The 12,549-nt window shown below is 66.8% G+C and carries 8 protein-coding genes; 1 reads left to right on the forward strand and 7 read right to left on the reverse strand.

The window, feature by feature from the left end:
* Window positions 1-323: 323 nt before the first annotated feature.
* From cobA to IP65_RS16620, 6 genes are all read right to left on the reverse strand, one after another.
* A complete protein-coding gene (gene cobA / locus IP65_RS16595; protein ID WP_054132369.1) occupies window positions 324-1,097 on the reverse strand; it encodes a uroporphyrinogen-III C-methyltransferase in 774 nt (257 codons plus the stop codon).
* Entirely contained in the window at window positions 1,094-3,613 is a 2,520-nt protein-coding gene (locus IP65_RS16600; protein WP_054132370.1) for a nitrate reductase, read from the reverse strand. Before IP65_RS16600 ends, cobA begins: the two co-directional genes overlap by 4 nt.
* Window positions 3,610-3,951 carry a nitrite reductase small subunit NirD gene (nirD, locus tag IP65_RS16605; protein WP_028658358.1) on the reverse strand — a complete coding sequence of 114 codons (342 nt, stop codon included), beginning with the start codon at window positions 3,949-3,951 and terminating at the stop codon, window positions 3,610-3,612. Before nirD ends, IP65_RS16600 begins: the two co-directional genes overlap by 4 nt.
* Window positions 3,951-6,521: a nitrite reductase large subunit NirB gene (nirB, locus tag IP65_RS16610; RefSeq protein ID WP_022678166.1), complete on the reverse strand. Its 2,571-nt coding sequence runs from the start codon at window positions 6,519-6,521 to the stop codon at window positions 3,951-3,953. The genes nirD and nirB overlap by 1 nt, the downstream gene beginning before the upstream one ends.
* 221 nt (window positions 6,522-6,742) lie before the next feature.
* Window positions 6,743-7,993 carry an alginate export family protein gene (locus IP65_RS16615; RefSeq protein ID WP_022678165.1) on the reverse strand — a complete coding sequence of 417 codons (1,251 nt, stop codon included), beginning with the start codon at window positions 7,991-7,993 and terminating at the stop codon, window positions 6,743-6,745.
* Between the two features lie 69 nt (window positions 7,994-8,062).
* The gene (locus IP65_RS16620; protein ID WP_022678164.1) at window positions 8,063-9,319 is read right to left on the reverse strand and encodes a NarK/NasA family nitrate transporter; all 1,257 of its coding nucleotides are present in this window, start codon (window positions 9,317-9,319) and stop codon (window positions 8,063-8,065) included.
* A 91-nt stretch (window positions 9,320-9,410) separates the two neighbouring features.
* Between IP65_RS16620 and IP65_RS16625 the strand changes: the two genes are divergently transcribed.
* Window positions 9,411-11,102, forward strand: a complete 1,692-nt coding sequence (locus IP65_RS16625; protein WP_022678163.1) for a bifunctional protein-serine/threonine kinase/phosphatase — start codon at window positions 9,411-9,413, stop codon at window positions 11,100-11,102.
* Between the two features lie 235 nt (window positions 11,103-11,337).
* Here the strand turns inward: IP65_RS16625 and IP65_RS16630 are convergent, their stop codons facing one another.
* Window positions 11,338-12,546, reverse strand: a complete 1,209-nt coding sequence (locus tag IP65_RS16630) for an ABC transporter substrate-binding protein (RefSeq protein ID WP_054132371.1) — start codon at window positions 12,544-12,546, stop codon at window positions 11,338-11,340.
* Window positions 12,547-12,549 lie beyond the last annotated feature (3 nt).

Below are 12,549 nucleotides of genomic sequence, written 5' to 3' on the forward strand. Positions count from 1 at the left end.
TGCCGGCGTCCGAAACCCTTCGACAAAGCGGCCTTGTGGCAGCGAGACTTCGAACGTCCGGATAAACCGAAACCGGTCATCCGATGCGTTCCGAAACGCCTTTCTCCTACTCCCAAGATTACAGACACCGGCGTTCTTTAATGGCCTGGGCCGAGGCAGCGTGAAAAATCAGGTGCCAAGTTACAAAGCTCACCTTCGAGGATTTTCCGAAAGTCTCCAAGAACAGCCCGGACAAACCTTCCCGCATTTTCTCGCGATGGGCGCACCACATCGGGGGCACGTGTCAGCATCGAGATGCTGAATTAACCACCCGAGTACTCTTTTCATGCTTCGAGTGTCCTTCGTGCCGCCCCAGCGCCCCACGATGTTCGCTTGAGCGCTTGCCCGATGAGCAGCAGCGCTGGTCCGTCACGTAGCGCCGTCCGCGCGGCCAGTGGCAGAAGGTCGAGCCGGGTATGGAAACGTTGCTCGTTCGGCAGGCTGGCGTTTTCCACGAGGGCGACCGGCGTATCGCCCGGCAGGCCAGCGCCGATCAGCCCGTGCGAGACCGCGCTCGCAGCTGCCTTGCCCATGTAGATCGCCACAGTCGCCTGCGGGTCTGCCAGCGAGCTCCAATCGAGATTGAGCGTTTCTCCGGCGCGAGCGTGGGCCGTGACGAAAGTCAGTTTCCGGGCCAATCCGCGCAAGGTGAGCGATGCGCCGAGCGAGGCTGCCGCGGCGCTCGCGGCGGTAATGCCTGGGCAGATGGAGACGGCAATGCCCGCCGCGCGGCACGCGTCTAGTTCCTCAGTCGCCCGGCCGAAGATTGCCGGGTCGCCGCCTTTCAGCCGGACGACACGCTCGCCGCGCAGCGCCGCTTCGGCGATCAGGCGGTCGATGGTGGTCTGGTCCTTCGAGTGGCGGCCGGAGCGCTTGCCGACATAGATCAGCCGTGCGGTGGGCGGGGCGAGCCCGAGCACACCTTCGCCGACCAGCGCATCGTGGAAGATCGTATCGGCGCGGGCGATCAGGCGCTCAGCCTTGCGGGTGAGCAGTTCGGGATCGCCCGGTCCTGCGCCGACCAGCCATACGCTGCCTTGCGGGAAATCGTCGTTCATGCCGCCTTCTCCTCGGATGATGGGGTGATCGTTTCGAGCAGCCGGGCGATCGCCGGGCGGCATGAACCGCAATTGGTGCCCGCTGCCGTTGCCGCGCCGATGGCAGCGACCGTGCACGCGCCACCGCGCGCTGCCGTCTCGATATTGCGCGCACCAATTCCGTGGCAGACGCAGACGATCGGGCCGGGATCGGGCGCGGGCGAGGCGGGGCGAGCGGCGAGGAGTTCGGCCGGGGCCGCTTGCCCAAGGCCGACTTGTGCGGCGATCCAGTCGCGCGCCGGCAGCGTGCCGCTGCGGGTGACATAGAGCGCAGCGGCAACGGTGCCGTCCCCTGCCAGTACGACGATGCGGCGCATCCCGCGCGCGGTGTCGACCACTTCGATCCGCTCGCCTTCGCCAAGCAGCGCGTCGACATTTACGCTGCCCTCGCCGGCCAGTTCCATCAGCCAGCCTTGCGGCAGGCGCGAAGCCACCCAGTAGGGAATGCCCTGAGGGCGCACCGCTTCGACCGAAACCAGAAAGGCGCGCCAATCGGCCACGACCGGTTCGATCCGCGCCGGGCCGTTCTTGAAGCCGGGCTGGCCCGACACCGGATCGACGTTCGGTGCCACGAGCCAGTTGCTGCGCCCATCGCCCGCCATCGCATCGCTCCAGTGCATCGGCACGAAGATTTCGCCATGGCGCTGGCCCGGATCGAACGCGACGCGGAACACTGCGCTGCCTTGCGGGGTGCGCACGCGCGCCAGAGCGCCTTCGGCCAGGCCAGCTGCGGCTGCGTCTTTGGGGTGGACTTCCAGCAGCGGCTCGCGGCGATGCTGCGACAGCTTGGGACTCAGCCCGGTGCGGGTCATCGTGTGCCACTGGTCGCGATAGCGCCCGGTGTTGAGCCGCAGCGGGAAGGCCGGATCGAAGTGCATCTGCGCCGGGCGGACCGGAACGATCTTCTGTTCGGGCGCCAGCGCCTGCCGGCCACCCCACTGGAACGGCGCAAGCGCGTCGTAGGCCTCGTCCGACAGCGCGGCGTGCGCCGTCAGGTCGAGCACCTTGCCGTGTCGGGCGGCCAGCGCGGTCATCGCCGCATATTCGCGGAACACATCGGCGCTGCTGTTCCAGGCGAAGGCCCCGCCGTGGCCAAGCCTGCGGGCCACGTCGGCGATGATCGCCCAGTCGGCCCGCGCCATGCCCGGCGGTGCGAACAGGGCGCGCTGGCGGCTGATGCGGCGTTCGGAGTTGGTGACGGTGCCATCCTTTTCGCCCCAGCCAAGCGCGGGCAGGCGGACGTGGGCCAGGCGGGCGGTGTCGGTATCGGCGATCACGTCGGACACGACGAGCGTTTCGCACTTGGCCAGCGCGGCCCGCACGAAAGCCGCATCAGGCATCGATACGGCAGGGTTGGTCGCCATCACCCACAGGAATCGGACGCCGCCTTGGTCAATCGCGCGGAACAGGTCCACCGCTTTCAGGCCGGGACCGGGGCAGAGCCGGTCCGTGTTCCAGAAGGCGGCGACATCGGCACGCTCTGCCTCGGAAAAGCCGAGGTGGCAGGCAAGCGTGTTGGCAAGCCCGCCAACTTCGCGCCCGCCCATCGCGTTGGGCTGGCCGGTCATGCTGAACGGCCCCGCGCCGGCCTGGCCGATGCGCCCGGTGGCAAGGTGCAGGTTGATGATCGCGTTGCCCTTGTCGGTGCCGCCGGTCGACTGGTTCGCCCCCATGCTGAACAGCGTGACCATGCGCGGGCTTGCGGCGACGAGGTCGACCAGCGCGGCGAATTGCCGGGCGGGAATGCCCGGATCGCAGGCAAGGCCGTCCCACGCTTCCACCTTGGCCAGCCCGCGTTCGCAAAGCGCGTGGAGCAGGGCGTTGAACAGAGTGGTATCGCCATCGGGTGCAATGGCTACGTGCATGTCGGCCTGCTCGGCGGTTTCGGTGCGGCGCGGGTCGATCACGACGATCTTCGTGCCCCGCGCCTCGCGCGCTGCTTCGATCCGCTGCCAGATCACCGGATGGCACCAGGCGGTGTTCGAGCCGACGAGCAGGACGAGGTCGGCCTCTTCAAGATCGGTGTACGAGCACGGAACAAGGTCTTCGCCGAAGCTGCGGTTATGCGCGGCGACCGCGCTCGCCATGCACAGGCGGCTGTTGGTGTCGATGTTGGCGGTGCCGACGAAGCCCTTGATGAGCTTGTTTGCGGCGTAATAGTCCTCTGTCAGCAACTGGCCCGAGACATAGAAGGCCACGCTGTCTGGCCCGTGCGCGGCAATGGTCGCGCGCATCCGTTCGGCGACGAGATTCAGTGCGCTGTCCCAGTCCGTGCGCTGGTTGCCGATCATCGGCGAGAGCAGGCGGCCTTCGAGGCCAACCGTCTCGCCGAGGTGGGTGCCCTTGGAACAGAGCCGGCCGACGTTGGCGGGGTGCGCCTCGTCGCCCCGGATCGTCACCGTCCGGGGCCCCGTGACTTCGGCCCGGATGCCGCAGCCGACGCCGCAATAGGCGCAGGTGGTGCGGATTTCGCTCACGCTGCGCGCTGGCCCAGTACGGCGGCACGCAGCAGGTAGATGCGCTCGGCATCGACCTTGAGCGGTATGACGGGGACGCACCCCTTATCCTCACCCTGCGCCTCGCCGGTTTTCAGCGAGATGTTCCAGTTGTGCAGCGGGCAGGTGACCATGCCGCCGTGGACGATGCCCTGCGACAGCGGCCCCTGCTTGTGCGGGCACTTGTTGATCAGCGCGTGAAATTCGCCGTTCTGGGTGCGGAATACCGCGATCTCTTCGCCGCCGACCACCGGCAGGGTGCGCGCGGTGCCCGGGGCGATCTGGTCCACCGGGCCGATATCGAGCCAATCGCCGAACATCATGCTTGCTCCATCTGAAGGGGGCGCACCTCGGCAAGGTGCTGGTGAAGTTCGGAATGGGCGCCCGCGGCGCGTTCGGCCCAGGGATCATCCTGGCAGAACAGCTGCGAATGGCGGAACCGCGCGGCGAGCCGGGTCAAGCGGTCGGGATCGTCGAACAGGCCGGCCTTGACGTGATCCAGCCCGACCCGCTCGATCCACGGCGCGGTGCGTTCAAGGTAATGCGCCTGTTCGCGGTAAAGCTGGATGAAGGCGGCGCACACGTCCATCGCCTCGGCCTCCGTCGCGACCTTGCACAGCAGGTCGGTGGCCCGCACCTTGATCCCGCCATTGCCGCCGACATGCAGTTCGTAGCCTGAATCGACGCAGACCACGCCGAAGTCCTTGATCGTCGCTTCGGCGCAGTTGCGCGGGCAGCCGCTGACCGCGATCTTGAACTTGTGGGGCATCCACGAACCCCAGGTCATGCGTTCCAGCTTGACGCCCAGCCCAGTCGAATCCTGCGTTCCGAAGCGGCACCATTCCGACCCGACGCATGTCTTCACGGTGCGCAAGGATTTGCCATAGGCGTGGCCCGAAACCATCCCGGCGGCGTTGAGATCGGCCCAGACTGCGGGCAGGTCTTCCTTCTTGATGCCGAAGATGTCGAGCCGCTGGCCGCCAGTCACCTTGACCATCGGCGCGTTGTACTTCTCGACCACATCGGCGATGGCGCGTAGTTCCTTGGGGTTGGTCAGGCCGCCCCACATGCGCGGGACCACCGAATAGGTGCCATCCTTCTGGATGTTGGCGTGCATCCTCTCGTTCACGAAGCGGCTCTTCTGATCATCTTCGTAGACACCCGGCCAGGCGCAGAGCAGGTAGTAGTTGAGCGCCGGACGGCACGAAGCGCAGCCATCGGGCGTCCTCCAGTGCAGTTCCTGCATCACCTGCGGGATCGCCTTAAGGTTCTTTTCCAAGATCAGGCGCCGCACGTCATCGTGGCCGAAGCTGGTGCATTTGCACAGCGTCTTCGGCCCCGACTGGACTTCGTCGCCCAGGGTCAGCGCGAGCAGGCTTTGGACGAGACCGGTGCACGAACCGCAGCTCGCCGAAGCCTTGCAGGTGGAGCGCACCGCATCGAGGCTGCACGCCCCGGCCTTGATCGAGGCGACGACCTGGCCCTTGGAAACGCCGTTGCAACCACAGATTTCGGCATCGTCCGAAAGGGCGGCAACGGCGGCATTAGGGTCCAGCGATGGCCCTCCGCTGGCAAAGGCCTGTCCGAAGATCAGCGCTTCGCGGATGGGGGAGATGTCCTCGCCCTTCTTCAGCAGGTCGAAGTACCACGATCCGTCGGCGGTATCGCCATAGAGCACCGCGCCCACCAGGCGGTTGTCGCGCACCACCACGCGCTTGTAGATCCCGCGCGCGGCATCGCGCATGACGATGTCCTCGGCACCGTCTGCGCCGGAAAAGTCGCCGGCGCTGAACAGGTCGATGCCCGATACCTTTAGCTTGGTGGACGTGACCGAGCCGGTGTAGCCGGTGGGCTGCTCGCAAGCCCCCTCATCCCTGCAAGCATTATCGGCCAAGGCGCGGCACATGTCCCACAGCGGGGCGACCAGGCCGTAGCACTGGCCCCGGTGCTGGACGCATTCGCCCACCGCCATGATGGCAGGGTCGCTCGTCACCATGTGATCGTCGACAACGATGCCGCGCTCGACGGCAAGGCCCGCCGACCTGGCAAGCCCGGTCGCGGGGCGGATGCCCACCGCCATCACGACGATATCGGCCGGGAATTCGCGCCCGTCCTTCAGCTTCACGCCGGTGACTTGGCCGTTGGCGCCGGTGATCTCGGCAGTGTCGCCGCCGGTGACGATGGTCTGGCCGCGCCGTTCCAGTTCGCTTTTTAGCAGGAAGCCCGCCGCTTCGTCGAGCTGGCGCTCCATCAGCGTGGGCATGATGTGGACGACGGTGACCTTCATGCCGCGCAAGGCAAGCCCGTGCGCGGCTTCAAGCCCGAGCAGCCCGCCGCCGATCACCACGGCCGAACCGCCCTTGTCCGCTGCGGCCAGCATCCGGTCCACATCGTCCAGATCGCGGAAGGTGACCACCCCATCCAGATCATGGCCGGGCACCGGGATGATGAACGGGTCGGAACCGGTGGCGATGAGCAGGCGGTCGTAAGGCTCGATCCGCCCTGAACGGGTGGCCAGGGTGCGGGTGTCGCGGTCGATCGAAACCACCAGATCGCCCGAAACCAGCGTGATGGCGTTGTCGGCGTACCATTCGGGACCGTTGATGACGATGTCTTCGAACGCCTTTTCGCCCGCCAGTACGGGCGAAAGCATGATGCGGTTGTAGTTCACCCGCGGTTCGGCGCCGAAGATGGTCACATCGAAGCGGTCTGGATCGCGGGCGAGGATTTCCTCCACGGCGCGGCATCCGGCCATGCCGTTGCCGATCACCGCAAGCCGTTCGCGAACCGGGACGGTTGCGGGGGCTTGCTTGTCTAGCACTGTCGTCGGGGTGTTCACGGGATTTCCCTCTGGCAGATGCGTGAACACGAAAAAGCCGCCCGAACGCATCCCGGTGAAGGGAGGTCTGGGCGGCGACGATGCCACGCAATGGTGATGGTTCAGGTGGCGCTCTATCACCCTTCATTGGGTGGCGCTGGTACCTTCGAAGCAAAGGCTAACCGATTCGGGGCGTTGAGCGCAAGCAACATTTTTGCGCTGCAGCAATGGAAAGCGGAAAGCGGCCCCTGGACGAACCGCGTTCCGCCCCATGCAACGCGCAGAAACCGCGCTTAGAAAGCGTAGTCCGCCTCAAGCCAGAACTTGGTGGTATCGACACCAAAGCCCTTGGCCTTGTAATCGGCATACTTGGCAAGCAGCGCCACCTTGCGCACCTTGAAGCCCACGCTGGCGTCCCATTCCTCGCCGAACTTTACGTGGCCGACGTCCGAATGGAAATCGTGCCAAGTAACGTTGGCATTCAGCCCGTGCAGCTTCGGAAACGCCTTGGCGAGCCCGACGTAAACATCTTCGAGGCCGGACTTCGGGGTCGTCAGGAACAGGTCGGCCCAGCCGTTGAACTTGTGCAGCGTGGCCATCGGCGTTTGCAGCGCGATCCCTTTGTCGGAACCGAGCTTTTCATAGCCACCCGTGGCGGTGAAGTCATAGGCGGCAAGCCCGGCTTCGGCGTTCACGTAATCGGCGCCGTACTTGGCCGGGTTATCCTTCCAGCCCTGCTGGTGAGCATAACTGCCGATCAGGTTCAGCTTGGCTTTCTTGCCCAGCGGCAGTGCGGCGGTGGCGCGCACGCCATAAGTCTGGGTGTCGGCCAGCGTAATGGCCAGTGGCCCGACCTGCTCCTTGGTATCGTAATCGAGCAGGTATGAGAAAGCCTTGAGCGTCACCGAGCCCTGCTTCACGCCCGCCTGAAGGAACCAGAAGTTCCCGTCATAGGCCGTGCGCGGGCCAGCATCGAGGCCGTAAATCGTGCGCTGGCTGTTGGCATAGGTCACGTCGGCCATGACCGGGCCGATCGTGGCTTCGCCGCGCACGGCGTCGAAGGTCTGCTCGTTCTGGCGCCAGGCCACACCGCCAACCCAGCGCTGATCGTCAAGGTTGATGCGCTGGCGGCCCACCGTCAGCCCCAGCTGCCTGGTACGGTACTGGATCTGCAAGCGGTTGAGTTCGACGTTGGCCGCATCGGGCACGATAGCGTAGTCCGGACGCGCCTTGTCGGGAACGAACGCCAGGCCGTTGAAGTGGTTGTCGATTTCCAGCGTGCTTTCCGCTTCGGCCAGCACGGAAAGATGCGAGGGCGCGTGCTTCAGTTCGAAGCCGCTGCGCAGGCGCAATGTGACGGCATCGGCGTCCTTGGTCGGTGTGTCGACGTTTTCCCAGCGCAGGCGTGCATCCAGCATGGGATCGAAGGTCAGCGTGTCGGTAACCGGCACCGGATCTCCGAAAGCCTTGGGCGCGGCAAGCGCGGGCTGCGCGAGGGCAAGCGGCGCTGCCAGTGCAGCGGCGCCGAGAAGCATGGTCTTCATGGTTGGAAATTCCCTCATGTTGTGGGGCCAGGGCGGTAGCGTGCCGCCCCGGTCACCCGGCAGCTCAGGTCAGATGCGGGCGCCCGAAAGGGCGGCACCCCAAGTGGTCCGCCAGCGGCTCTTGACCGCGGTAAGCCCTGCCAGCGCGACGATCGCCAGTGCAGCGAAGATCATGAAGCCGAGCGAAGCGCTGCCGGTGGCCTTCTTGATCGCGCCCAGCGAGCTTGCGAGGTAGAACCCGCCAAGGCCGCCGCCGAAGCCAACCAGACCAGTCATCACGCCGATCTCCTTGCGGAAGCGCTGCGGCACCAGCTGGAACACGGCGCCGTTGCCCACGCCCAGCGTGCCCATCACAGCGACGAACAGCACGACCGCGATCGCAAGGCCGCTGGTCGCGACCACGGCAATCACGCCGAGCAGCACGGCGGCGGCCACGTAGACCGCGGTGAGCGTGCGGATACCGCCGAAGCGGTCGGCCAGCGCGCCGCCCATGGGGCGCAGCAGCGAGCCCATGAAGACGGCGGCGGCGGTGCAGTAGCCGGCGATCACCGGGGTGACGCCGAAGCTGTCGGCATAGAACGTGGGCAGCGAGCTCGACAGACCGACGAAGCCGCCGAACGTCACGAAGTAGAACAGCATGAACCACCAGGCGTCCGCCTCCCTGAGCACCGAGGCGTAAGCCGAAAGCGGCTTGGGCGCGGGCTGGTCGGGGCTGTCCTTGGCGGCGATCAGGTAAAAGGCGAAAACCGCGATCAGCGGGATCAGCGCAAAGCCGAAGACATTGGTCCAGCCATAGGCCTTGGCCAGCAGCGCAGCGAACAGTGAGGCGAACACGGTGCCCGAATTGCCCATGCCGGCAATGCCCATGGCCTTGCCTTGATGTTCGGGCGGATACCACCGGCTGGCGAGCGGCAGCGACACGGCAAAGCTCGCCCCCGCAAAGCCCAGGATCACGCCAAGCGCAAGCGTTGCCTGATAGCTGGAAATGCCGAAGTGCCAGGCCACGAACAGTCCGGCGATGACCACGATCTGGCTGATCGTCCCGGTCAGCTTGGGACCGATACGATCGACCAGCACACCGTTGATCAGGCGAATGACCGCGCCCGCAAGCGTCGGGATGGCGACCATCATGCCCTTCTGGGCCGGGTCCAGTCCCAGCTCCTTCGAGATGATCGGCGCCAGCGGGCCGAGCAGGACCCAGACCATGAAGGCCATGTCGAAATAAAGGAACGCGGCGAGCAGCGTGGGGCTGTGGCCGGATTTCCAGAAGCTGGTCGTGGCGCCCTGCGGCGCGGGCTTAGCGGATGGCATGGCAACCGTGGCCATAGATGGTCCTCTCTGCACTTGACGGGTGGTGGATTGGAACGATCCTCACGCGGGCGGGCGACGTGCCCGGGCGCAAGGGGCTGAAGCGAACATGCGGAGCGGTGGAGAACTGGTTGTTGCGGCTGGATTTTTCAGTGCGACCGGGCCGCGTGACGACAACCAGGACTTCGGCGGCGTGCATCTTGGCACCGCGACCGAGCGTGCCCGCCACGGCATCGTTGCCGCGGTGGCCGATGGGGTAAGTGGCGGGAAGCAGGGCCGCGCCGCAGCAGAACTTGCGGTGCGCGCGCTGGTCGAAGGCTTCTACGCGCTGCCCGAAACGCTGGGGCCGGCCCGCGCCATCGGGCAGGCAATGGGCGCCTATAACCGCTGGCTCAACGTGCAGGGCCGGGGCGAGAGCATGGCCAACAGCGGCACCACGTTCACCGCCATGACCCTGCGCGGGCGCCAGGTGCATGTGGCGCATGTCGGTGACAGCCGCGCCTGGCGCTTTGCCGGGGGCCGGCTGACCTGCCTCACCACCGATCACGTCCGCCCCGAGCCCGACCTCAATCACGTGCTGATCCGCGCGCTGGGGCTCGAGGCCGATCTGCGGCTCGATCACTGCACGCTGGAACTTGCCGAACGCGACCGGCTGCTGCTCACCACCGACGGCGTGCACGCGGTGCTTTCGGCAGCCCGCCTCGCCGCGATTATCGGTGAGGATGCGAGTGCCGAGGCAACGGCGCAGCGGCTGGTCGAAGCGGCGCTCGCCGCCGGTGGCCGCGACAATGCAACCGCGCTGGTACTCGACGTGGTGCGCCTGCCCGCGCCCGATCACGACGGCATCCTCGCCGAAGTCTCCGGGCTGCCTTTCGTCCCCCCGGCGGGCGTTGGCGAGACCATCGACGGATTCCGCATCGAGCGGGCCTTGAGCGAAGGCCGCCACGCCGTGCTGCTTGTCGCCACGGACGAGGAGGACGGCGAGCGGGTGGTGCTCAAGTTCCCCCGCCGCGAGATCCTGTCCGACCATGCGCTGCGGCTGGCCTTCGCTCGCGAATTGCTGCTTTCGCGCCGGGTGGCTAGCCCCTTCGTGCTGGCGGCGCGCCCGGTGCGGCCCGAACGGCAGAGCGGGCTCTATTCCGTGCTGCCGCTGCTGGCAGGCGAGAGCATGGATGCGCGGCTGGAGCGCGGAAATCCGCCGCTCGAAGAGGCGCGGCAGGCGGCGATCGGGCTGGTGCGCGGGCTTGCCGCGCTGCACAAGCTCGAAGTCGTCCACCGCGACGTGAAGCCCGACAACGTCATGCTGACCGGTGACGGCGGCGTGAAGCTGATCGACCTTGGCGTCGCGCGGCTGCCGCGTGTCGAGGATTTCCATCCCGACGAGATTCCGGGAACGCCGGGTTTCATGGCGCCCGAACAGTTCGACGGCAACGCGGGCGATGCGCTGACCGACCAGTTCGCGCTGGGCGTCACGCTCTACCGCTGGTTCACCGGCAAGTGGCCCTATGGCGAGCAGGAGGCGTTCCAGCGCCCACGCTTTGGCATCGCGCCGGCGCCTTCGCGCCATCGCCCGGAAATCCCGAGCTGGCTCGATGCCGCGATCCTGACCGCCATCGCGCCCCGGCGCGAGGACCGCTTTGGCGATGTGGTGGAACTGCTCCGCGCGCTCGAAAGCGGCGGCGCGCTGGGCCTTGCCGCCGCCCGTCGCCGGCCGCTGATCGAACGCGATCCGGCGATGTTCTGGAAGGGCACCAGCGCGCTGCTGGCGGCCGCGCTGGTCGCCTCGCTGCTGCTGCGCTGATCGCTCCTTGCTGCCCACGCCGGGTTGGCTCCTGCCGACGCGCAACACAAAAAAGCCGCCTCGACTTGGCCGGAAGGGCCAGATCGGGCGGCGACGTTGCCACGCGTTGTTGATGCTGTGCACGGCTGGCCTGCGGTGCGCCCCCTCGTCGGGACACGGCCATCGTGCAGCCCAAGGCTAAGCGATTCGCCCCTGCGAGGTAAAGCGCTTTTTGCGACGCAGCATGAAATCGATCTTACGGCAGGGTGGCAAGGTAGCCTGCAAGATCGGCCGGATCGAACACCCCGCCATCGAAGAAACGGTTGCTTTCCAGTGTCATCCGCCCCTGCTGCGTGCCGACGACGGTGGTCCCGGCAAGGCTTCCTTCGACCTTCGAACTTGCCCCCGGCAGCGGTTCGGCGCTGCCGACCAGCGCGCTACGGTAGACATCGGGGCGGAACACGCGGGCCGCCTTGCGCGCTTCTTCGGGCACGATCGCGCCGTGTTCCCAGCGTACCATCTGGGTGTAGAGCCACTCGGCCTGGCTGACCCACGGAAAGTTTGCCGCCTCGCGATACTGGAACATGAAATCGGGGAAGGGCACGATCGCGCCTCCCTTTGCCAGCATCAGCTGGTCCGAAATCGCGCGGTGGATCAGTGCGGCGCTGCCGTCGAGGTATTCCGGCCGGGCCAGAATCGCGGCGTTGGCGTCCCAGTTGGCCGGATCGACGAAATGGCGCGCGGCACGGATCAGCGCGCGGACCAGCGCCTCGACATCGTCGCGGCGTTGGTCGACCAGCCGCTCCTTCATCGTCAGGACTTTCTCGACCCCGCGCCGCCAGATCTGCGCGGTGACCATGACGATCTCGCCCGCGCCGCGTTCGACAGCCACGCTGTTCCAGGGTTCGCCCACGCAGATCGCATCGACTTCGCCGGCATCCAGCGCATCAGCACAGAAGGGCGGTGCCACAGTGGTTATCTCGACATCGTGGTCAGGGCGGATGCCGCTGGCTGCCAGCCAGTAGCGCAGCATGTGGTTGTGTGTCGAATGGCGGTGCACGACGCCGAAGCGCAAGCGGTCACCCGCCGCGATGCGCTCTTGCGCCACCAGTCGGAGCGCGGCGCCAGCTCTAACCGGATCGGCGAGCTGGCCGGGCGCTGTCAGGCGGCGGGCAAGGTCAGGCCGCATGGTCAGCGCGTTGCCGTTAAGGCCGAGCACGAACGGCACCGCCAGCGGCTGGGCGGGGCGCCCCCGGCCGAGCGTCGTGGCGATGGCCAGCGGGGCGACCATGTGCGCGGCATCGCTATGGCCATAGAGCAGGCGGTCGAGAACGGTCGCCCAGCTCATGTCCCGCACCAGCCGCAGCGACAGCCCTTCCGCTTCGGCAAAGCCATGCTCGCGGGCAAGGATCGGCAGGCACGCATCGACCAGCGGCAGGAACCCGACGGTCAGTTCGCTGGACATTGC

Source organism: Novosphingobium sp. AAP1, assembly GCF_001295765.1.
In the GTDB taxonomy this organism is placed as follows: Bacteria; Pseudomonadota; Alphaproteobacteria; order Sphingomonadales; family Sphingomonadaceae; genus Novosphingobium; species Novosphingobium capsulatum.

Bases quoted from the DNA above. Each gene is read 5' to 3' on its own strand.
- cobA (WP_054132369.1), bottom strand. From the start codon at position 1,097: ATGAACGACGATTTCCCGCAAGGCAGCGTATGGCTGGTCGGCGCAGGA.
- IP65_RS16625 (WP_022678163.1), top strand. From the start codon at position 9,411: ATGCGGAGCGGTGGAGAACTGGTTGTTGCGGCTGGATTTTTCAGTGCG.
- nirD (WP_028658358.1), bottom strand. From the start codon at position 3,951: ATGTTCGGCGATTGGCTCGATATCGGCCCGGTGGACCAGATCGCCCCG.
- nirB (WP_022678166.1), bottom strand. From the start codon at position 6,521: ATGCGTTCGGGCGGCTTTTTCGTGTTCACGCATCTGCCAGAGGGAAAT.
- IP65_RS16615 (WP_022678165.1), bottom strand. From the start codon at position 7,993: ATGAAGACCATGCTTCTCGGCGCCGCTGCACTGGCAGCGCCGCTTGCC.
- IP65_RS16630 (WP_054132371.1), bottom strand. From the start codon at position 12,546: ATGTCCAGCGAACTGACCGTCGGGTTCCTGCCGCTGGTCGATGCGTGC.
- IP65_RS16620 (WP_022678164.1), bottom strand. From the start codon at position 9,319: ATGGCCACGGTTGCCATGCCATCCGCTAAGCCCGCGCCGCAGGGCGCC.